The 19,822-nt window shown below is 71.4% G+C and carries 21 protein-coding genes; 6 read left to right on the plus strand and 15 right to left on the minus strand.

Annotation, left to right across the window (positions count from 1 at the left end):
• Nucleotides 1-77 precede the first annotated feature (77 nt).
• Complete coding sequence (locus ACIPFH_RS08985) at nt 78-620, plus strand: PPA1309 family protein (protein ID WP_356260180.1); 543 nt, start codon at nt 78-80, stop codon at nt 618-620.
• Between the two features lie 9 nt (nt 621-629).
• Here the strand turns inward: ACIPFH_RS08985 and ACIPFH_RS08990 are convergent, their stop codons facing one another.
• The 4 genes from ACIPFH_RS08990 to ACIPFH_RS09005 form a co-directional block, all read right to left on the minus strand.
• Nucleotides 630-1,721 (minus strand): PDZ domain-containing protein, encoded by a 1,092-nt coding sequence (locus ACIPFH_RS08990; RefSeq protein ID WP_401824493.1) that lies wholly within the window; start codon nt 1,719-1,721, stop codon nt 630-632.
• 54 nt (nt 1,722-1,775) lie between these two features.
• On the minus strand, nt 1,776-1,940 hold the full coding sequence (locus ACIPFH_RS08995; RefSeq protein WP_356260185.1) for a hypothetical protein: 165 nt from the start codon (nt 1,938-1,940) through the stop codon (nt 1,776-1,778).
• A gap of 147 nt (nt 1,941-2,087) precedes the next feature.
• Nucleotides 2,088-2,549 carry a molybdenum cofactor biosynthesis protein MoaE gene (locus ACIPFH_RS09000; protein ID WP_401824495.1) on the minus strand — a complete coding sequence of 154 codons (462 nt, stop codon included), beginning with the start codon at nt 2,547-2,549 and terminating at the stop codon, nt 2,088-2,090.
• A 144-nt stretch (nt 2,550-2,693) separates the two neighbouring features.
• Complete coding sequence (locus tag ACIPFH_RS09005) at nt 2,694-3,803, minus strand: SDR family oxidoreductase (RefSeq protein ID WP_401824496.1); 1,110 nt, start codon at nt 3,801-3,803, stop codon at nt 2,694-2,696.
• Between the two features lie 192 nt (nt 3,804-3,995).
• Here ACIPFH_RS09005 and ACIPFH_RS09010 point away from each other — a divergent pair, with 192 nt between their 5' ends.
• Both ACIPFH_RS09010 and ACIPFH_RS09015 read left to right on the plus strand, forming a co-directional pair.
• Nucleotides 3,996-5,456: a zinc-dependent metalloprotease gene (locus ACIPFH_RS09010; protein ID WP_401824498.1), complete on the plus strand. Its 1,461-nt coding sequence runs from the start codon at nt 3,996-3,998 to the stop codon at nt 5,454-5,456.
• Nucleotides 5,453-5,968 (plus strand): NUDIX hydrolase, encoded by a 516-nt coding sequence (locus tag ACIPFH_RS09015; RefSeq protein ID WP_401824500.1) that lies wholly within the window; start codon nt 5,453-5,455, stop codon nt 5,966-5,968. The genes ACIPFH_RS09010 and ACIPFH_RS09015 overlap by 4 nt, the downstream gene beginning before the upstream one ends.
• A 61-nt stretch (nt 5,969-6,029) precedes the next feature.
• Here the strand turns inward: ACIPFH_RS09015 and ACIPFH_RS09020 are convergent, their stop codons facing one another.
• From ACIPFH_RS09020 to ACIPFH_RS09035, 4 genes are all read right to left on the minus strand, one after another.
• Entirely contained in the window at nt 6,030-6,785 is a 756-nt protein-coding gene (locus tag ACIPFH_RS09020; RefSeq protein ID WP_359122956.1) for an AIM24 family protein, read from the minus strand.
• An 18-nt stretch (nt 6,786-6,803) separates the two neighbouring features.
• On the minus strand, nt 6,804-7,484 hold the full coding sequence (locus ACIPFH_RS09025) for an AIM24 family protein (RefSeq protein ID WP_020130800.1): 681 nt from the start codon (nt 7,482-7,484) through the stop codon (nt 6,804-6,806).
• A gap of 11 nt (nt 7,485-7,495) precedes the next feature.
• Nucleotides 7,496-9,181, minus strand: coding sequence for a TerD family protein (locus tag ACIPFH_RS09030; protein ID WP_401824502.1), 1,686 nt, complete (start codon nt 9,179-9,181; stop codon nt 7,496-7,498).
• 179 nt (nt 9,182-9,360) lie between these two features.
• Nucleotides 9,361-9,957: a M48 family metallopeptidase gene (locus tag ACIPFH_RS09035; protein WP_401824504.1), complete on the minus strand. Its 597-nt coding sequence runs from the start codon at nt 9,955-9,957 to the stop codon at nt 9,361-9,363.
• A gap of 239 nt (nt 9,958-10,196) precedes the next feature.
• Here ACIPFH_RS09035 and ACIPFH_RS09040 point away from each other — a divergent pair, with 239 nt between their 5' ends.
• Both ACIPFH_RS09040 and ACIPFH_RS09045 read left to right on the plus strand, forming a co-directional pair.
• The gene (locus tag ACIPFH_RS09040; RefSeq protein ID WP_401824506.1) at nt 10,197-11,408 is read left to right on the plus strand and encodes a TOMM precursor leader peptide-binding protein; all 1,212 of its coding nucleotides are present in this window, start codon (nt 10,197-10,199) and stop codon (nt 11,406-11,408) included.
• Complete coding sequence (locus tag ACIPFH_RS09045) at nt 11,401-12,780, plus strand: ABC1 kinase family protein (RefSeq protein ID WP_401824508.1); 1,380 nt, start codon at nt 11,401-11,403, stop codon at nt 12,778-12,780. The genes ACIPFH_RS09040 and ACIPFH_RS09045 overlap by 8 nt, the downstream gene beginning before the upstream one ends.
• Before the next feature lie 51 nt (nt 12,781-12,831).
• Here ACIPFH_RS09045 and ACIPFH_RS09050 read toward each other — a convergent pair whose 3' ends face one another.
• From ACIPFH_RS09050 to ACIPFH_RS09070, 5 genes are all read right to left on the minus strand, one after another.
• Nucleotides 12,832-13,086, minus strand: coding sequence for a hypothetical protein (locus ACIPFH_RS09050; protein WP_401824510.1), 255 nt, complete (start codon nt 13,084-13,086; stop codon nt 12,832-12,834).
• A gap of 135 nt (nt 13,087-13,221) precedes the next feature.
• Nucleotides 13,222-13,545 carry a hypothetical protein gene (locus ACIPFH_RS09055; protein ID WP_328479820.1) on the minus strand — a complete coding sequence of 108 codons (324 nt, stop codon included), beginning with the start codon at nt 13,543-13,545 and terminating at the stop codon, nt 13,222-13,224.
• Nucleotides 13,542-13,910: a WhiB family transcriptional regulator gene (locus ACIPFH_RS09060; protein WP_356258167.1), complete on the minus strand. Its 369-nt coding sequence runs from the start codon at nt 13,908-13,910 to the stop codon at nt 13,542-13,544. Before ACIPFH_RS09060 ends, ACIPFH_RS09055 begins: the two co-directional genes overlap by 4 nt.
• A gap of 180 nt (nt 13,911-14,090) precedes the next feature.
• Nucleotides 14,091-14,408 (minus strand): hypothetical protein, encoded by a 318-nt coding sequence (locus ACIPFH_RS09065; protein ID WP_401824512.1) that lies wholly within the window; start codon nt 14,406-14,408, stop codon nt 14,091-14,093.
• A 189-nt stretch (nt 14,409-14,597) separates the two neighbouring features.
• Complete coding sequence (locus tag ACIPFH_RS09070) at nt 14,598-16,889, minus strand: ATP-dependent DNA helicase UvrD2 (RefSeq protein WP_401824514.1); 2,292 nt, start codon at nt 16,887-16,889, stop codon at nt 14,598-14,600.
• 109 nt (nt 16,890-16,998) lie between these two features.
• Between ACIPFH_RS09070 and ACIPFH_RS09075 the strand changes: the two genes are divergently transcribed.
• Nucleotides 16,999-17,241: a mycoredoxin gene (locus tag ACIPFH_RS09075; protein ID WP_327317711.1), complete on the plus strand. Its 243-nt coding sequence runs from the start codon at nt 16,999-17,001 to the stop codon at nt 17,239-17,241.
• Between the two features lie 65 nt (nt 17,242-17,306).
• Here ACIPFH_RS09075 and nudC read toward each other — a convergent pair whose 3' ends face one another.
• Nucleotides 17,307-18,251 carry an NAD(+) diphosphatase gene (gene nudC / locus ACIPFH_RS09080; protein ID WP_401824516.1) on the minus strand — a complete coding sequence of 315 codons (945 nt, stop codon included), beginning with the start codon at nt 18,249-18,251 and terminating at the stop codon, nt 17,307-17,309.
• 152 nt (nt 18,252-18,403) lie between these two features.
• Entirely contained in the window at nt 18,404-19,816 is a 1,413-nt protein-coding gene (locus ACIPFH_RS09085) for a dipeptidase (protein WP_401824518.1), read from the minus strand.
• Nucleotides 19,817-19,822: the final 6 nt, after the last annotated feature.

Genomic DNA, 19,822 nt, shown 5'->3' on the forward strand with positions numbered 1-19,822 from the left:
CGGGCCCACACCTATGCAACTTACTCACCGTTTACTCGGTTCCCGATTCCACCCCTGAACGAGGCAGGATTGTGACCATGTCCAACACTCCCATGGCGGCGAGCCCGCTCACCCGGGCCGTACTCGAGATCGACGAGTACGCCTCCGGCCTCGGCTGGGACCAGCCCGCCCGCCTCTTCGCCCTCGTAGACACCGCTCGGCTGCGCACCCAGGAACCGTCGCTCGCCGCCCAACTCGGCCTTCAGGACGAGCCCGAGACCACCGGTCTCACCCCGATCGAGCAGGACGAAGTGCCAACGGACAAGCCGCTCGACGAGTTCCTCGCCACGATCGCCTGGCCCGACGCGGTCGTCGGCTGCGCCCTCACCGTGGAGCGGCTGATGCTGCCCCCGTCCGCGGAGGTTCAGGTCCCCAAGGGCCTGAGCGACGCGAAGCTCGCGAAGTGGGTGGCGGACCACCCCGACCGTCAGGAGGTCCGGATGACGGTCGGCGTCCTGCGTGACGGCACGCGCGACTCGGCCCTCCGACTCCGCGAGAAGGACGCCGCGACCGAGGTCCTCACCGGAGCGGGACTGGTGCCCGGTCTCGCCGAGGCGCTGTCGGCGACCTTCGCGGAGTAGCCCTCCCGGCTACTTCGTGCACTTCGGCAGGTCCGCGGTGTCGCCGCCGCGGATGTCCTCGAGGGCGGTGAGGGCGTCGTCGATGGTCTTCACCTTGACGAGCCTGAGGCCCGAGGGGGTGTCCTTGGCGGCGGCCGCGCAGTTCTCGGCGGGGGTCAGGAAGTACTGGGCGCCCTGGCTGCGCGCGCCGACCGTCTTCATCTCGATGCCGCCGATCGGCCCGACCTTGCCGGCGTCGTCGATGGTCCCGGTGCCGGCGACGAACTTGCCGCCGGTCAGGCTGCCCGGGGTGAGCTTGTCGTAGATGCCGAGCGCGAACATCAGACCGGCGCTCGGACCGCCCACGTCGGCGAGCTTGATGTCGATCGTGAACGGGAAGGTGTGGTCGGTCCCGGCCGAGATGCCGACGATGGCCCGCTTCTCGCCGGTGTCGTCGGAGGTCGCGGTCGTGATGGCGACGTCCTGGGTCTTGGTCGCCGCCTTGTTCGCCTTCTCGGCGGCCGCCTGCTCCTTCGCCGGGACGATACGGAAGACGACCTTCTCCCCCGGCTTGTGCTTGGTCACCAGCTTGGCGACATCGCCCGGCTTCTTCACCGCCGTGCCGTCCACCGCCTTGATCACGTCACCGGCGTGCAGCCGGCCCTCCGCCGGGGACCCCTTCACCACCGTCGAGACGATCACCCACGACGTCACCGGGACGTCCAACTCCTTCAGGGCGGCGACCTTGGCGCTCTCCTGGGACTGGCTGAACTCCTCGGCGTTCTCCTGGGTGGACTGCTCCTCGGTCTTGCCGTCCGGGTAGAGCGTGTCGTGCGGCACGACCTTGTTGTCGTGCGCGAGCCATCCGTAGACGGCCTCGACGAGGTTCATCCGGTAGTCGGCGCTGGTGACCCGCACAGTGGTCATGTTCAGGTGACCGCTGGTCGCGTAGGTCTTGCGCCCGGAGATCTGGAGCACCGGCTCGCCGCCGTGATCGCCGAGTGTGTTCACCGTCGGCCCCGGGGACATCTCCGCGTACGGCACGGGGATGAGTACGCCCGCACACAGGAGCGCGATCAGCATCAGGGTGGAGGCGAGCATCGTCGCGGTGCGGCGTGGCATGACTCGACAGTACGGGACGCGTCTGTCAGCGCACCGTCAGGGCTGCCACCCGGGTCACGTACGCGTGTGGGGCTTCTCCATGGCCGCCCGGAAGCGGGCGTATCCGTCCAGCTCGGGGCCGTCGCTGCGGGCCTTCCGGGTCCTGCTGGCCCAACTGCCCCACAGACCGGCGCCGATCCCGGTGATCAGCGGAATCAGCAACCAGGCGAGCGCAGCCATGCCGACCTCCCAACCCCATCGAGCCACTGCAACTGACTGATCAGCAGATTAACCATTCGCACGGACAACGCTCACGGCAGGGGTGCGGTTACGCAACCGGAGGCGGGCAGACGAACGGGCGGCCGACGGAAGGGAGACGGAAGGCTTTCAGCAGGCGCCCACCCACTCATCGGTGCCGTCCGAGAACGTCTGGTGCTTCCAGATGGGCACTTCGTGCTTGAGGTCGTCGATCAGCTTCCGGCAGGCCTCGAAGGCCTCCCCGCGGTGCGGACACGAGACGGCGACCACGACGGCGAGATCACCGATCCCGAGGTCCCCGACCCGGTGCACCGCGGCCAGCGCCCGCACCGGGTACTCGGCCACGACCTTCTCCGCGATCCGCCGCATCTCCGCCTCCGCGCTGGGATGGCAGGAGTACCCGAGCGCGTCGACGTCGGCGCCCCCGTCGTGGTTGCGCACCGTGCCCACGAACAGCGCCGTCCCGCCGGCCGAGTGGTCCCCGACAGCCCTGAAGACCTCGTCGAGGGAGAGCGCGGTGTCACGAACGGCGATCAGCTTGATGGGGTCCTGCGCTGCCTGCTCACCCGGATGGTCGTCGATGGCTGCCATACCCCCATCGTGCCGCACGCCGGGGAACGGGCGAAATAGCGTGATCGCCCGGCACACGCGCGTGACCTTTTGGAGCGACCTCCAAAGTCGGCCGTCGGTGAGGGCGAAGAAAGCCGCCGCCGCCCCACGCTCACCGCCGCACGCTCACCGCCGCCGGGCCTTCCGAGCCCGCCGCACCACGGCCGCCGCACCCAGCAGAGCGACCGTCGCACCCGCCGCGCCCGCAGCCGTCGCGTCCTTCCGCCCGAGTCGCCGGCCGACCACGGTGTGCCGTCCGGACACCTCTGCCAGCAGCTCCGCGAGGACCTCCTCGTTGGTCCACCGCGGCCGCCACCCCGCGTCGTGCAGCCGGCTCCCGCTCACCACCCAGGGGTACATCGTGTAGGCCAGGTCCCCGGCCGGGGACGGCGTCAGCCCGATCCGGTGCAGCCGGGCGGCGGCGCCCAGCGCGACCGCCGACGGCAGCTCCATGCGCCGGATCCCGCTGAGTTCCTCGACCTCCTCCTGCTCGAGCCAGCCGTCGCAGCCGACGGCCAGCTCGCCGTCGACCTTCTCCAGGACGGCGTACTCCAGAGCGCTCACCAGGTCCTCGACATGGCAGAACTGCCAGGCCGGCCGCGACCCCGCGACGACCAGCAGCCGCGGCGACTCGAAGTAGCGCGTCAGCGCGGTGTCCGTGCCGCCGACCAGCACCGCGGGCCGCACGACGGTGACATTGAGCCCCGGGTGCGCCCGGGGCGCGCGCCGGGCGAGCCGTTCGATCTCGAGCAGGTCCCCGACGCCGGTCGCCTCCGCCGTCGCCCGCAGCTCCGCGTCCTCCGAGAGCGGCAGCTCGTTGTCCTCGAGCGCGCCGTAGACCATCGCGGAGGTGCACAGCACCACGCGGCGCACCCCGGCCGCCGCGGCGGCCGTCAGCACGGTCTGCGTACCGCGCACGTTGTAGGCCGTCCGGGCGGCGGCTTCACTCCCCAGGTCGAGGTCGAGCGCGAGGTGGACCACGACGTCCACACCGCGCAGCTTGTCGGCGATCGCCGGATCACGGACGTCGAGGATGTGCCACTGCGCCGCGTCGCACTCCCCCCGCCGCTCGTCGACGGCGACGACCTGCTTGACCTCCTCCGACGCGGCGAGCCGCTCGGTGAGCAGCGCGCCGATCCCGGTCGCGGCGCCGGTCACGGCGACGACGGGCCCGCGCGCACCGCCCGGGGTTGAGCGGTTTCGCGCTGCGCGAACCTGCGGATCTGGGGAACTCACCAGGTGTCTCCAGCGGTTGTCTTGGCATACGGGCGCGAGTAGAGCGTACGTACCAGGTGGCATCCATCCTGCCGCAGGCAAGGAGTCGGCGAAGCACCGAGGCCCGATCGAGCCGGGGTGTCTACGCTGGGTGGTGTTGCAGGGCAGTCGCCGCCGGCCGAGAACCGGTGGCCTTACCAGCCGAGGAACCCCGTGAGTGACACCCCATTCGGATTCGGCCTTCCGCCGGAGGAGCCGGAAGACGGCGACGAGGGCAAGAAGAAGGACTCGCAGAGCGGCGGTGGTCAGGGACCGGCCAACCCGTTCGGTTTCGGCGGGCTGCCCGGCGCCGGAGGCTTCGGCGCCCCGGGCGGTCCCGGTGCCGACAACCCGCTCGCCGCCATGTTCGGTTCCCTGAACCCCAACGACCTGGGTGCCGCGTTCCAGCAGCTGGGCCAGATGCTCTCCTACGAGGGCGGCCCGGTGAACTGGGACATGGCCAAGCAGATCGCCCGCCAGACGGTCGCCCAGGGCACCGCCGACGGCGTGAAGGACTCCAGCATCGGCCCCTCCGAGCGCACCGCGGTCCAGGAGGCCGTCCGCCTGGCCGACCTGTGGCTGGACGACGCGACGTCCCTGCCGTCCGGCGCGGGCACGGCGGTGGCGTGGTCCCGCGCGGAGTGGGTCGAGGCGACCCTGCCCGCGTGGAAGGAGCTCGTCGACCCGGTCGCGGAACGCGTCGGCGCGGCCATGGGCGATGTCCTGCCGGAGGAGATGCAGGCCATGGCCGGCCCGCTGATCGGCATGATGCGCTCGATGGGCGGCGCGATGTTCGGCTCGCAGATCGGGCAGGCCGTGGGCGTGCTCGCGGGCGAGGTCGTCGGCTCGACCGACATCGGTCTGCCGCTCGGCCCGGCCGGGCGTGCCGCGCTGCTCCCGGTGAACATCGAGGCGTTCGGCAAGGACCTGGGCGTACCGAAGGACGAGGTGCGGCTCTACCTCGCGCTGCGCGAGGCCGCCCACCAGCGCCTGTTCGCGCATGTGCCGTGGCTGCGCTCGCACCTGTTCGGCGCCGTCGAAGGCTATGCGCGGGGGATCAAGGTCGACACGGCCAAGCTGGAGGACGTCGTCGGTCAGTTCGATCCGCAGAACCCCGAGCAGTTGCAGGACGCGCTGCAGCAGGGCATGTTCCAGCCGGAGGACACCCCGGCGCAGAAGGCCGCCCTGGCCCGCCTGGAGACGGCTCTGGCGCTCGTGGAGGGCTGGGTGGACGCGGTGGTCCACGCGGCCGCGAAACCGCGCCTGTCGTCCGCGGACGCCCTGCGTGAGACGCTGCGCCGCCGCCGCGCCTCGGGCGGTCCCGCGGAGCAGACGTTCGCGACGCTGATCGGCCTCGAGCTGCGTCCGCGCCGCCTGCGGGACGCCTCCCGTCTGTGGGCGTCCCTCACGGACGCGCGCGGTGTCGACGGCCGCGACGGCCTGTGGGCCCACCCGGACATGCTGCCCACGGCGTCCGACCTGGACGACCCGGACGGCTTCGTGCACCGCGAGCAGCTGGACTTCTCCGAGCTGGACAAGATGCTCGGCGAGGCGGCGAGCGGCGCCTCCGGCGAGAAGCCGAACCTCAAGAAGGACGACGACGGCACCGACTCCGAGGACGACGGCACCGAGTGAGCCTGTACGACGACACGGTCCTCGTCCTGAAGGGGTACGAGGGCCAGGAAGAGCTGCGCCAGTCCTATCTGGACCATCTCGCGGCGCACCCGGACGGCATGTGGAAGGCCTGTGGGGACGGCCACGTCACGGCGAGCGCGCTGGTGATCGATCCGGAGCGCGGCCGGGTGCTGCTGACCCTGCACAAGAAGATGCGGATGTGGCTTCAGATGGGGGGCCACTGCGAGCCGGTCGACGAGACCCTGCGGGCCGCCGCACTGCGCGAGGCGACCGAGGAGTCAGGCATCGGGGGGCTGACCCTGCTCCCCGGCGGCCCGGTGCGCCTGGACCGGCACCACACGCCGTGCGCCTGGCACTACGACGTCCAGTACGCGGCGCTCGCTCCGGCCGGGGCCGTGGAAGCCATCAGCGACGAGTCCCTCGACCTGCGCTGGTTCGACTACGACGAGGTGGCGGACGTGGCCGACGAGTCGGTCGTACGGCTGCTGGAAGCGACCCGCGCGCGGCTGTGAACTTGAACGAGTAAGGGGCGACCTTCTTGGCGGCCGCCCCTTACGTCTGTTTTCCGGACGGTCAGCTCCAGGCGTTGCCCTGGTTCTGTGCCCGCACGCCCTGCTGTCCCATGCCGTACTGGGCGGCCAGGCCGGTGCCCACCTGGGCGTGCTGCGGCGGCAGCAGTTCGCTGGGCTGGACGAGCGCGTAGCCGGTGCCCATGAAGCTGAGCTCCCAGCCCTCACCCGTGTTACCGCGCCGGCGCCACACCCCGGAGGAGTGCGTCTGGGCCTGCATCTGCACCCTCAGCCCGGTGGACCAGGCGACGATGGCGTCGGCGTCGCAGTTGACGTACTTGTCCGGCGTGACCTGCATCATCAGCGGCGCGCCCGAGGTCATCAGGGCGACCTTGCCGCGCCCGGTGATGTTGAGCTGGTACTTCCCGGAGCCGGAGATGCCGTAGAGGCTGTCGACCGCGATGACCTCGTGGTGCAGCGAGGAGTCCATGGCCAGGACATAGCTGCTGTCCACGGTCAGGCCGTCCTGCTCCACGTCCATCAGATGGACGTGCTGGGCGAGGTTCGCGAGGTAGACCGTGCCCTGCCCGTGGCAGCGCATCAGGTCCAGGCCCTCGCCCGTGTATGCCCGCGCGCGTCCCTGCTGGTTGTTCTGGAACTCGGCGTCGAACTCCATCAGGCCCTGGTAGGCGACCATCGTGCCCTTGCGGGCGAGGATGTCGTCGTGGCCCTCCAGGGTGACCCGGAGCATCTGCTTGTTCTGCAGACTCCAGCGCTCCTGGGTCTGCGAGTCGTTGTGCGCGAAAAGTGAGCTCTGCATGGCTTTTCTGGCTCCCCCTCAGCCCCGGACCCGGAGGCGGTCGGTGCTGTCCTCACTGGGCTGGACGACGACGATGCCCTGGCCGGAGAAGGCCATCTGGTAGGCCTCGCCGCTGCCCCGGCCGATGAGCGACTGCGCCTTGAAGCTGCGCTTGCCCTTCACCTTGAGGTTCGGGGACCAGGCGACGAGCGCGTCGGGGTCGACGTACGTCTCGTCCTCCCCGCCGCCGCAGTCGACGACGATCGGCTTGCCCCGGGAGGTCAGCGCGACCCAGCCCTGCCCGGAGATCTTCGTGTTCCACAGGCCCTGGCCGGCGAACTTCGCGAGCCCCTTGACGCGCTCGACGCCCCAGGTGAGGTGCGCGTCGAAGGCGAGCAGGTTGGTCGCGTTGACGGAGATGCCGTCGCCGTTGAGGTTGATCACGACGACGTTGGCGCCGTAGTCGGCGAGGTAGAGCAGGCCGTCGCCCGAGCACTTCATCAGGGGCGCGCCCTCGCCGGTCATCCAGTCGCGGGCGATCTGGCGCACGGCCGGCGGGTTGGGCTCGTACTGCACGAAGCCCTCGTAGGCGACCATGGAGCCCACGCGCGCGAGGAGGTCGTTCCCGGTCTGGAGGGCGACCTTCAGCATGTGGTTGCCGTGGTTCTCCATCCGGGCGGTGACGGGTGCGGGGGCATAGCCCGCGAGTGGCTGGTTCATGACGGGCTCCCTCAGACCTCGTACGGCTGGACGACGATGAAGTTGCCGGGAGCGCCCCGGAACTGGAGGTTGACGCTCTCCCCGGTGTCGCCGGGGTACGCGTTGCGGCGCATCCGGACCTGGCTGGAGACGACCACCTGGGCGGCGGACGACCAGGCGACGACGGCGTTGCAGTCGGCGAACGTGGTCGGGGTGACCGGCAGGACGACGGGCGTGCCGTGCGTCTTCACGACGATCGTGCCGGTGCCCGTGAACTGCATGGTGAACAGGGCGCCGCCGGGGATTCCGTGCCCCTCGATACGCCGGACCTCGTACTGGAGGCTCTCGTCGAAGGCGAGGACGTTCTCCGCGGAGACGCAGATGCCGTCGCCCTGGAGCTCGATGGGATGCAGCATCGTGGAGTTCTCGGCGAGGAACACCTGTCCCTGGCCGGTACAGCGCATCAGCTGCATCTCCTGACCGGTGGCGTTGCCGACGATCCGGCCGGCGAACCCGGCGCCCTTGTAACTGAAGTCGACCTTGCCCTGGTAGAGGACCATGCTGCCCTGACGGGCGAGCACGGGCTGGCCACCCATCCCGAGGTCGACGCGGATCAGCTTCTTGTTCTGCTGTGTCCAGCGCTGTCCGGTGGGCGTCTCCTTGAACTGCTGGAGCGCGGCGGCCACTCCGGCGCCGCCCTGGGGGGCGCCCTGCTGTACGCCGTACGCCTGCTGGCCCGGGACCTGCCCGAACGGGGGCTGCTGGCCGTAGCCGGGCTGCTGACCGTAACCGGGCGGCTGGGGCGGCTGCCCGTAGCCGGGCGGGGCCTGCGGGGCCTGGGGCTGCTGGCCGTAGCCGGGGGGCATGGGCGCGGTCGGCGCGGGGCCCTGGCCGTACGGCTGCTGCTGGGGCGGCTGGCCGTACGGCGCCGGAGCCGGGGCGGGGGGCGGGACCTGGCCGCCGCCGGGCGGGGCCAGGGGCGCGACGATGGTCGGCGCGGCGTGCACCGAGGGCGCGGGGGCCGGGGCCGGCGGCGCGCCCGGCGGGGGCGCGAAGCCCTGCACGGCGGGCTGCGGCTGGGCCGGAGCGGGCGCCGGGGCGGGCACGGAGGGTGCGCCGAACGCGGGCGGGGCGAAGCCGGGAGCCGCTGCGCCGGCCTGCGGCTGCTGCGGCGCCGCGGGCGCCTCGTCCTCGGCGACCTCGCCGCCGAAGTTCTTCAGCAGCGCGTCCAGGCCACCGTCGAAGCCCTGTCCGACGGCCGCGAACCGCCACACGTCCTTCAGGTAGATGTCACCCAGCATCACGGCCCGCTCGCTGGAGAACTCGGAGCCGTTGAACGCGTAGCGGGCCACTTCCTCGCCGCCCGCGACGATGCGGAGATAGCCGGGGTTGATCTGCGACATCTGCCCGGCGCCGTCGAGGGTCGCCGTGAAGGACAGCTTCTGGATCTGCGGCGGGATCCGGTCGAGAGTGATGCGGAAGGACTCCGTGTCGCCCGCCTGGGCGCCCAGGAGCTGGATGGACTCCTCCGGGGACTTCGGCTGGTTGAAGAAGATGAAGTACCGGTCGTCCGAGAGCCGCTCGTCGGCGTCGAGGCCGAAGCAGCTGATGTCGAAGGTCAGGCCGGGAGCGGTGATCTGCACGCCTACGTACAGATCGGTGCCCGCGGTGAGGTCACTGATCCTGGCCTTGTGGCCGCGCTGGAATTCCCTGGGCATGCGTAACGACCGTCCCCCATCCCGATTGTGAATGCGTCGCGTCAGGCTAACGGCAAAGTCGGACGACGGACGATGTCGGTACAGACCCGGTACACAACCCGCGTCACGCGCCTGGGGGCGGATTCACCGCGTGCGCCGCAGGTCACGCCTCGCTCGTGCCCGGGCGGGTGGGGCAGCCGTCACTCCTCGCCCGTGCCGGGCGGCTGGGGCAGCCGTTCGGCGGCGACGACGCCCTCGAGGTAGCCGCGGGCTCGCTCGGTGCGCGGGTACGCCTCGAGCAGCCGCCAGAAGTCGGGGCCGTGGCCGGGCACGAGCAGGTGCGCGAGTTCGTGGGCGAGGACGTAGTCGATGACGTACTCGGGCATGCCCTTCAGGCGGTGCGACAGGCGGATGCTGCCCTCGGCCGGTGTGCACGAGCCCCAGCGGGTGTTCTGGTTGGTCACCCAGCGGACGGAGGTGGGCCGCGCCCGGCCGCCGAAGCACTGGGCCGACAGCCGCTCGGCGCGCTCGGCCAGCTCGGCGTCGCCCGGCACGCGCCGGCTCTCCTGGGCGGCGAGCTTGTCGAGCATGACGCTCACCCAGCGTTGCTCCTCCGCCTCGGACATCCGGGCAGGGATGAGCACGATGGTGCGATCGCCCTCGCGGTACGCGGAGACCGTCCGACGTCGACGGGCGCTTCTGCGGACCTCGATCGCGCTCGCCCGTGAGCCGCTCGGCGGCTGGCTCGTCGTACTGCGCTGTGGTGTTCCGGCGCGGTGCAGTGGGTCGGCGGACACGCCCCGACGTTACCCGCTGTGCATGGGAGAAGTCCCGACTCCGGGGCGGTTCGGTTCCGATCCGACCTGCCGTTTTTGCCTCGTACGACGCATTTGTACGATGAATGCTTCTGCCTGTGGACAACTTTGGGCGGGCTCGAGCGGGGCCGGGCATGCTGGCACTCGTCGGCGGAGCGAGGACACCCCACGCCCCCGCTCCGCCGATGTGACGGCGAGTTTCCAGACACACGGGGGCCTTGATGCATCCGATGGTGAAGCCCGCGCTGCGGCGCGGCTGGCGCGACCTCAACACGGTGCAGTTCGGAATGACACCGGCGCACGCGGTGACGCTCGGCCCGGTGGACACGGCGACGGGCAGTTTCCTCGACCTGCTGGACGGCACCCGCGGGCTCGCGCTGCTGCGTGACGAGGGCCGCCGCATGGACCTGCCCGACGGCCATGTCGACCGGCTGGTGGAGCGGCTGACGCGGGCGGGACTGCTGGACGACGCGCGCGGCGGCGGACCGGAGGCCACCGCTCTGCGGGAGCGGAAGGAGGTCCTGGACCGGCTGCGCCCCGACCTCGCCGCGCTGTCTCTCCTGACGGCGGAACCAGGCGACGCGATCGAACAGCTGACCGCCCGACGCGGGCTGCGGATCCAGGTGCGGGGCGCGGGACGGGTCGGCGCGGCGCTGGCCGCACTGCTGTCGGGCGCGGGCATCGGCGAGGTCGACGTGCGGGACGGCGGCCGCGTGGAGCCGGGGGACGTCGCACCGGGCGGCCTGCCCGCCGAGACGGTCGGAGAGCGCCGGGACGAGTCCGCCCGCCGTGCCGTGCGCCGGGCCGCCCCGGGCCCCGCACCCCGCAGTAGCCCGAGGTCACCGGCCGGGGCGGAGACCCCCGGCTTCTCCCTGGTGATCATCGCCCCGCGGGACGACGTGTCCGTGCACGCGCCCGCTCCCACGGCCGCGGAGCCCCTGATCGCCTCGGGCACACCGCACCTCTACGCCGGGGTCGTGGAGGGAACAGGCGTCGTCGGCCCGCTCGTGCTGCCGGGCGAGACGGGTTGTGCCGGCTGTCTGCATCAGGCCCGTACGGACCGGGACCCGGCCTGGCCGCGACTGGTCGCCCAGTGGCACTCCGGGAGGAAGCGTGCGGCGCGCGCCTGCGACCTGACGCTGGCCACGACCGTCGCCGGACTGGCGGCCGCCCACGCGCTCACGTTCCTCGACGGCCGGACGCCGTCGAGTGCGGGCGTCCGCTGGGAGGTTTCCGTGCCCGCCCTGCGGTGGGACGCGCGACCGGTACGGCCTCACTCCGCGTGCTCGTGCGGGGCCGCAGAGAAAGGTAAGCGAGAACACACCCCCGAGGACCGGGGAGCACACGCGACAATGGCAGTGCAGCATTCGACGGAGTACCGCCGTACGGCGGACGCGCCGCGGCTGTCTGGGACTTGGAGGGCGCATGTCTGATCTTCCCCGGAAGGCGGTCACCCGGACCGCCAGGCTCGCCGCGCTCCCGCTCGGCTTCGCCGGGCGGGCGACCTGGGGTCTGGGCAAGCGGATCGTGGGCGAGTCCGCGGAGATCGTCGGCCGCGAGCTCCAGCAACGCACCGCCGAGCAGCTCTTCAAGGTGCTGGGCGAGCTGAAGGGGGGCGCGATGAAGTTCGGGCAGGCCATGTCCGTCTTCGAGTCCGCCCTGCCCGAGGAGGTCGCCGGTCCCTACCGGGCGGCCCTCACCAAACTCCAGGACGCGGCGCCGCCGATGCCGACCCGCACGATGCACTCCGTGCTCGCGGAGCGGCTCGGCGAGGACTGGTCCGAGCTGTTCCTGGAGTTCGACGACAAGCCGGCCGCGGCAGCCTCGATCGGCCAGGTGCACCGCGCGGTGTGGCACGACGGCCGGGAGGTCGCGGTCAAGGTCCAGTACCCCGGTGCCGGTGAGGCACTGCTGTCCGATCTGAACCAACTCAGCCGCTTCGCACGCCTGTTGGGCCCCCTCATCCCGGGTATGGACGTCAAGCCACTGATCTCCGAGCTCAAGGACCGGGTCTCCGAGGAGCTCGACTACGGCTTGGAGGCGCAGGCCCAGCAGGCGCATGCGGACGAGTTCGCGGGCGATCCCGACGTGGTGGTCCCGGCGGTGGTCCACCAGTGCGACCAGGTCCTGGTCACCGAGTGGATCGACGGCGTGCCGCTGTCGGAGGTGATCACCGACGGCACCCCGGAGCAGCGCGACCGGGCCGGCCAGCTGCTGTCCCGTTTCCTCTTCTCCGGACCGGCCCGCACCGGCCTGCTCCACGCCGACCCGCACCCCGGCAACTTCCGGCTTCTGCCGGGCGGGCCGGACGGCGCCGACGACTGGCGACTGGGCGTCCTGGACTTCGGCACGGTGGACCGGCTCCCCGGCGGCCTGCCGGACCCGATCGGCGAGTCCCTGCGCATGACCCTGGACGGTGAGGCGGAGGCGGTCTACGAACTGCTCCGTACGGAGGGTTTCGTCAAGGACTCCATCGAGCTGGATCCGGACGCGGTCCTCGACTACCTCCTGCCGATCATCGAGCCGGCCCAGGTGGAGGAGTTCACGTTCACCCGCGGCTGGATGCGCAGCCAGGCGGCGCGGATCGCCGACCCCCGCTCCCCCGCACATCAGCTGGGCAAGCAGCTCAACCTTCCCCCGGCCTACCTGCTGATACACCGGGTGACGCTCAGCACCATCGGTGTGCTGTGCCAGCTCGGCGCGACGGTTCGGCTGCGCGAGGAACTGGAGGAGTGGCTGCCCGGATTCCTCGCGGCGGACGCGCTGGAGGCCTTCGAGGCGGAGGGGTCGGCTGCGGAGGCGTGAGTTCTGAGCGTCGCGCTGCCGGTGGACGTCCTGAGTGGCGTGTGACGCACTTCACCACCACTCGGGATCCAGTCGTCCTTCGATCGCCCTGAGGTTCTCGCGGGCGCAGGCTTCGCAGAAGTAGGACCGGACGCCGTTCTGCACGGAACACGTCCAGGTGACGGGCGGCGGCGCCTCGGCTCGGGCGCCGCACCGGGCACACATGAGGGTGCGGGGCTCCGCAGCGGCGCCGCCCTGGCCGTCGTGCGAACCGTCCTGGTCACCGTTGGAACCGGCTTGGTCGCTGTCTCCGGGAGGACTGGTCACCTTCGGGACGATAACGCCGCGACGATGGATCGCCCGTACAACGCACCGCGGGGGCCGGTCCGTTCGGACGGACCGGCCCCCGCTGGGGAGAGCTTCGCCTCCCCTGTGGGGAGGCACCGCTTCAGGTGGGTGTGATTACTGCATCACGGCCATGGCCAGCGCCCGCCGGGCGCGCATCGAGGCGCGCTCGGCCCGACGCTGCATCCGGCGAGCGGTCGCCAGGCGCAGGGCCCGGCGTTCCCGCTCGGCCTCGTGCAGCCGGTCGTGCATATGCGCACGAGCCAGGGCTTCTGGGATGAGTTGCATCTCGCGTGTCCTGTTCTGACGCGAGTCGTACGCGCCGGTGGTGGTGATGTCTTCGGTCGCGGAGCCTGCGGGCTCGCTGGGGAACGGCTTCATCGGGGCCTGCTTCTTGGGGTCTTGCGTGAGGGGGCGGTCGATCGTTCCTGCGGTGTTCATACCGTGACCGGGTTCTTGCGCGGGCGGCCACGCGGCCGCTTCCGGGCGACGACGACACCCTGGACGAACAGCTCGCCACCCCAGACGCCCCAGGGCTCACGCCGCTCCTTGGCGCCGGCGAGGCAGGCCTCCATCAGCGGGCAGGTGCGGCAGAGGGACTTGGCGTACTCGACGTCGGCCGGCGACTCGGCGAAGAAGACCTCCGGGTCGTAGGAGCGGCAGGGGACGGGTACGCCGAGGTTCTCGATGGCGTCGTCGAGCGCGGTGAGCGCCGTGAGCGGGGTCAAGGTGGAGTCCTCCGTGAGGCCGGGCGGGGGGATCGTTTCGGAAGGCGGTACTGACGGGGCGTGCGCTTCGAGTTGCACGGTTCGTCTTCCTCGTCTGGTCGGTCCGGTCCTGTGGGACCGGGTGTCGGCTGGGTACCGGGTTCTTTTCTTGTCCCGAGGCCCCTTCGCTCCGCCGTCCCCGTTGTTTCGGGGAAAACAGAAGGGCCGCGGATCCCGGGTGGGGTTCCGCGGCCCTGAAGGCGCCGGCCTGATCGAAGATCAGACTGGATCACTCCAGGGTTCTGGCCCACGGAAGGCCCACATCAGGTGGTGCTGCGTCGTCTGCTTCCGGGCTCCGGCACCGGCTGCCGCAAAGGCATAGGCCTGCGCCTGTGCCCCTACTGCTTCCAGTGCCTCGGTCGGTCGCTCATTGCGCTCGCGGCTGGGAAGGCCCACGGAGGCAACGGAGGAGGACGCCGGCCGGTCGGCACGGATGCCGGACAGACCGGTGCCCAGGATCGAGGCGTCGAGAATGCACGTGGAGACGACCGAGGGATCGGTCAGTTTCGCGGTGGAGTTGCGGTTGATGATGATCACTGGAATCGCCTCCTCTCGGCGTCTCGGGGGACCGGGGGTGAATCCGGTCCGGCGGGTATGCAAGTACAGCACGGAATCAGGGCCTTGGAGAAGGCCGCCGTTCCCGTGTCTAAGAACCTATGGGGATTGCCGGGGCATGCGCAAACTATTTTTCCGACGAGTTCGGATCAGTTGCCGAACCGCCCGACCTCAGTCCCGCTTCTCGTCCCCTCCCACGTCTTGGCCTGCGCAGATGGCCAGGACATCGGCTCCATAGCGGTTGAACTTGCGTACTCCGACCCCCGGGATCCGCGCGAGCTCGCCCTCCTCCTCGGGGACGGTCTCGGCGATCGCCATCAGGGTCTTGTCGGTGAAGACGCAGAACGCGGGCTGTCCCGCCCGCTGTGCCTGGACCGCTCGCCAGTCGCGCAGGCGTTCGTACAGCCCCTCGTCCATGTCGGAGGGGCACTCCTCGCAGCGCATCAGCTTCATCTCGCCGGCGTCGGTCAGGGTGCGCCCGCAGACCCGGCAGCGGGCCGGGGCCCGCTGGGTGCGGCGCCGCACGACGGGGGCGCCCGCCACGGCACCGGTGAAGCCGCGCTCGATGCCACCGGCTCCTCCGCCGCCCGCGCGACCGGCGGCGGCGCCCGAACCGGGACGCAGACCGTCGAGGAAGCGGCTGGGCCGGCGGCTCGGGCGGCCGCCGGGCGAGCGGGAGAGCGCCCAGGAGACGTGAAGGCGCTCACGGGCCCGGGTGACCCCGACGTAGAGGAGGCGGCGCTCCTCCTCGATCTGCTCGTCGGTCCTGGCGTAGGTGATCGGCATCATGCCCTCGGCGACGCCGACCAGGAAGACGACGTCCCACTCGAGGCCCTTGGCCGAGTGCAGGGAGGCCAGGGTGACGCCCTGGACGGTCGGGGCGTGCTGGGCGTTCGCCCGTTCGTCGAGCTCGGCGACCAGGTCGGCGAGTGTGGCACCGGACTGGGCGGCGGCGAAGTCCTGCGCGAGGCCGACCAGCGCGGCCAGGGACTCCCAGCGTTCCCTGACGGCTCCGGAACCGGCCGGCGGCTGTGGGGTCCAGCCCTCCCCCGAGAGGACGGCACGCACCTGGGAGGGCAGGTCGACGGCGTCCTCCAGCAGGGCGTCGTTGCCGCCGAAGCGGGCCGCGCCGCGCAGGGCGATTCCCGCCTTGCGTACCTCGGGGCGGTCGAAGAAGCGCTCGGCCCCGCGCAGCTGGTAGGGGACGCCCAGGTCGGCGAGTGCCTGCTCGTAGGTCTCCGACTGCGCGTTGGTACGGAACAGGATGGCGATCTCCGCGGCCGGGACACCGGCGTCGAGAAGCTCGCGGATCCGGCGGGCCGCGCCCTCGGCCTCGGCGGGCTCGTCGGGGTACTCGGCGTAGCCGGGCTCGGGTCCCGGGGCGCGCTGGGAGACCAGCTCCAGGCGGTGGTCGGCGGCGCGGCCGCTGGCCTGGGAGAGCAGACCGTTGGCGAGGTGGACGACCTGGGGGGTGGAGCGGTAGTCGCGGACCAGCTTGACGACGGTGGCGCCGGGGTGGCGGGTGCGGAAGTCGAGGAGGTGGTCGGGGGTGGCTCCGGTGAAGGAGTAGATCGTCTGGCTGGCGTCCCCGACCACGCACAGGTTGTCCCGCTCGCCGAGCCACAGCTCGAGCAGCCGCTGCTGGAGGGGGCTGACGTCCTGGTACTCGTCGACCACGAAGTGCTGGTACTGGGCGCGGACCTGCTCGGCGATGTCGTGCCGGTCCTGGAGGACGGCGACGGTCAGCAGCAGCACGTCCTCGAAGTCGATGACGCCACGCTGCCGCTTGAGGTCCTCGTAGGCCGCGTAGAGCTGGGCGATCTCGGCGGGGTCCCGGGGGATCTCGCGGCCCGCCTTGACGGCGGCCGGTGCGTAGTCGGCGGGAACGGTCTGGGTGACCTTGGACCACTCGATCTCCGCGGTGACGTCCCGCAGCTCGCCCCGGTCGAGACGGATACGGCAGGCGGCCGCCGCATCGGCGACGAGCTGGATCTTGCGGTCGACGAGCCGGGGCAGGGAGCCACCGATCGCTTTCGGCCAGAAGTACTGCAGCTGACGCAGGGCCGCGGAGTGGAAGGTGCGGGCCTGGACACCCTGGGCGCCGAGCTGGCGCAGCCGGCCCCGCATCTCTCCGGCGGCCCGGTTGGTGAAGGTGACCGCCAGCACGCTGGAGGGGTGCAGGATGCCGGCGCGCACACCGTAGGCGATGCGGTGGGTGATCGCCCGGGTCTTGCCCGTACCTGCTCCGGCCAGCACACACACCGGACCGTGCAGGGCGGTGGCCACCTCGCGCTGCTCGGGGTCGAGCCCTTCGAGCACCGCGTCGGCCGAGTCCGGTACCTGCGGGAAGAGGGTGGAGTGCGTTGCTGCTGTCACATGGCCATGCTGCCAGGTCGGCGGAGCCGGACGGGCCGGTTGTCCACAGGCGGGCCCCTGCGGTCGTACTAATGCGGCGCGTGTCACTCCCGGCAGCCCGCGCCGCACAGCGCCCTGCGGGAATGGTGGCCCTTTCAAGTACGTTCTCCCCCTGCGACCACCTGTTCCCCGACCCGCCGAAGGAGCACGAGAAGACATGCTGGGCACTGTGACGATGTACAGCACCACGTGGTGCGGCTACTGCCAGCGGCTGAAGAAGCAGCTCGACCGCGAGGGCATCGGATACACCGAGATCAACATCGAGCAGGACCCGGCGTCCGCGGCGTTCGTGGAGAAGGCCAATGGCGGAAACCAGACGGTTCCGACCGTGCTGTTCCCCGACGGCTCCACGCTGACGAACCCGTCGCTGGCGCAGGTGAAGCAGAGGATCGGCGCCTGACCGCAGCAGCGGAGGCAAGGGCGGCCCCGGAGGTGTCGGGGGCCGCCCTTTTTCGCGCCGTGGGGTCAGATGAAACTGCGGGTCGGCAGCGGCTTGCCGTACCAGAGCTCGATCAGCCGGGCCGCGATGGAGATGCCGTAGGGGGGAAGCACCTCGCCGGACTCGAAGGCGGCACCGAGTTCGTCGCGGGAGAACCAGCGGGCCTCGTGGATCTCGTCACCGTCCACCTCGATGTCGGTGGACGTGGCGCGGGCCATGAAACCCAGCATGAGGCTGGACGGGAAGGGCCAGGGCTGGCTGGCGATGTAGTCGACCTGGCCGACCGTGATGCCGGCCTCCTCGAAGACCTCGCGGCGCACGGACTGCTCGATGGACTCACCGGGCTCGACGAAGCCGGCGAGGGTCGAGAAGCGGCCCTCGGGCCAGTGGACCTGTCGGCCGAGGAGGATGCGGTCCTCCTCGTCCGTGACCGCCATGATCACCGCGGGGTCGGTGCGCGGGTAGTGCTCGGCACCGCAGGCGGGGCAGCGGCGGATGTGGCCGGCCGCGGCGATCACCGTGCGCTCGCCGCAGCGGGAGCAGAATCGGTGCAGTCGCTGCCAGTTCTCCAGGGCCACCGCGTGGACCATCAGTCCCGTGTCGCGCGGCGACAGCAGCAGGCCGGCCTCGCGCAGGCCCGCCGGGCGGGCGGACTGGTCGATACGGCCGGGCAGCGCGTCCTTCTGGAGGGCGAAGTAGCTGACGCCCTCCTCGTCGGTGCCCAGGAAGTAGCGGTGCGCCTCGGTGAGGGGCGCCTCGAACGACGGGGTCATGACGAGCTCGGTGTGGCCGCCGGACGTCTCGTCGATGAGGACCTGGCCGCCGGAGACGACGAAGCAACGCGTAGTGGGGTGGCTCCACGCCGCGGCGAGCCACGCCTCGTCGAGCCGGTGGTGGGCGGCCCGGTCGACACCGCTCGGCGCGGTGAGCGAGATGGGTCGATCGGCGTTCTGGTCGGTCCAGGTGGTCACGGGTACTTCCAACTCCCCCGGTGGAACGGTTGTTTCGGCGGGCGGTTCAGCGGGACGTACGGCAGAGGACCGGTTCCGGTGCGATGTCGCGGTGCGGGGCGGCCTTTCCAGTGTGCCCCGCGCGCGTGTCCCCTCCGGACCGAGCGGGGGCGTCAGGGCGCACGACGCCAGTTGTCGGCCAGGTCGCCCCAGAGGTACGCGGTGGTCTCGACGCCCTTCAGTAGAAGATCCAGCTCGACCTTCTCGTTCGGCGCGTGCCAGCCGTCCGAGGGGACGGAGATGCCCAGGAAGAGCACGGGAGCACCGAGGACCTCCTGCAGGTCGGCGGCCGGTCCCGAGCCGCCCTCCCGCGTGAAGCGGACAGGGCCTTCGAAGGCGCGGCCCATGGCGCGGACCACGGACTGGAGGGCCGGGTGGTCCAGCGGGGTCAGGCACGGGCGCGTGGCCGGGCTGAACTGGATCTCGTGCCGGATCCCGGCGGGCAGCTGCTCGGCGGCCCAGCCGCGGACGGCCTTCTCCACGTGCTCGGGATCCTGGCCGGCTACCAGCCGGAACGACAGCTTCACGAAGGCCGAGGACGGGATGATCGTCTTGCTGCCCGGGCCCTGATAGCCGCCGCCGATGCCGTTGACCTCGGCGGTCGGGCGGGCCCAGATGCGCTCCAGGGTGCTGTGTCCGGCCTCGCCGTGCGTGGCGTGCGACCTGGCGGTGCGCAGCCACTGGTCCTCGTCGAACGGCAGCTCGGCGAAGAGCTCGCGCTCGCGGTCGGTGAGCTCGACGATGCCGTCGTAGAAGCCGGGGACGGCCACGCGCGCGTGCTCGTCGTGCAGGGCCGCGACGAGACGGGCGGCCGCGGTGGCCGGGTTGGGCACGGCCCCGCCGAAGGAGCCCGAGTGGATGTCCTGGTCGGGGCCGAACAGCCGGATCTCGCACTCGGCGAGGCCGCGCATGCCGGTGCACACCGTCGGGGTGTCCTCGGACCACATCCCGGTGTCGGAGACGATCACGGCGTCCGCGGCGAGCCGTCCCGCCTGCTCCTCGACCAGGGCGCGGAAGTTCGGGGAGCTGGACTCCTCCTCGCCCTCGATCAGCAGCTTGAGTCCGACGGCAGGGGCCCGGCGGCCGGTGGCGGCGAGGTGGGCGCGGACACCGAGGGTGTGGAAGAAGACCTGGCCCTTGTCGTCGGCCGCTCCCCGCGCGTGGAGGCGGCCGCCGCGGACGACGGGCTCGAACGGGTCGGTGTCCCAGCCGTCCTCGCGGGCGGCGGGCTGTACGTCGTGATGGCCGTAGACCAGGACGGTGGGGGCCTGCGGATCGCCGGAGGGCCACTCCGCGTAGACGGCCGGGGCGCCCGGCGTCTGCCAGACCTCGACGGTCGGGAAGCCGGTTTCCTTCAGCTTGGCTGCGAGCCAGTCCGCGCTGCGCCGTACGTCGGGGGCGTGGTCGGGCTGCGCCGACACCGACGGGATGCGCAGCCACTCGGCGAGGTCGTCGAGGAAGGCGGCGCGGTGCTGCTCGATGTACGTGCGGACGGCGCTGACGGCACTGTCAACGGTATGGCTCATGGTCAC

Source organism: Streptomyces sp. NPDC088157, assembly GCF_044741545.1.
Taxonomy (GTDB): Bacteria; Actinomycetota; Actinomycetes; order Streptomycetales; family Streptomycetaceae; genus Streptomyces.

Bases quoted from the DNA above. Each gene is read 5' to 3' on its own strand.
- ACIPFH_RS08985 (WP_356260180.1), top strand. From the start codon at position 78: ATGTCCAACACTCCCATGGCGGCGAGCCCGCTCACCCGGGCCGTACTC.
- ACIPFH_RS08990 (WP_401824493.1), bottom strand. From the start codon at position 1,721: ATGCCACGCCGCACCGCGACGATGCTCGCCTCCACCCTGATGCTGATC.
- ACIPFH_RS08995 (WP_356260185.1), bottom strand. From the start codon at position 1,940: ATGGCTGCGCTCGCCTGGTTGCTGATTCCGCTGATCACCGGGATCGGC.
- ACIPFH_RS09000 (WP_401824495.1), bottom strand. From the start codon at position 2,549: ATGGCAGCCATCGACGACCATCCGGGTGAGCAGGCAGCGCAGGACCCC.
- ACIPFH_RS09020 (WP_359122956.1), bottom strand. From the start codon at position 6,785: ATGCAGAGCTCACTTTTCGCGCACAACGACTCGCAGACCCAGGAGCGC.
- ACIPFH_RS09025 (WP_020130800.1), bottom strand. From the start codon at position 7,484: ATGAACCAGCCACTCGCGGGCTATGCCCCCGCACCCGTCACCGCCCGG.
- ACIPFH_RS09030 (WP_401824502.1), bottom strand. From the start codon at position 9,181: ATGCCCAGGGAATTCCAGCGCGGCCACAAGGCCAGGATCAGTGACCTC.
- ACIPFH_RS09040 (WP_401824506.1), top strand. From the start codon at position 10,197: ATGCATCCGATGGTGAAGCCCGCGCTGCGGCGCGGCTGGCGCGACCTC.
- ACIPFH_RS09045 (WP_401824508.1), top strand. From the start codon at position 11,401: ATGTCTGATCTTCCCCGGAAGGCGGTCACCCGGACCGCCAGGCTCGCC.
- ACIPFH_RS09055 (WP_328479820.1), bottom strand. From the start codon at position 13,545: ATGAACACCGCAGGAACGATCGACCGCCCCCTCACGCAAGACCCCAAG.
- ACIPFH_RS09075 (WP_327317711.1), top strand. From the start codon at position 16,999: ATGCTGGGCACTGTGACGATGTACAGCACCACGTGGTGCGGCTACTGC.
- ACIPFH_RS09085 (WP_401824518.1), bottom strand. From the start codon at position 19,816: ATGAGCCATACCGTTGACAGTGCCGTCAGCGCCGTCCGCACGTACATC.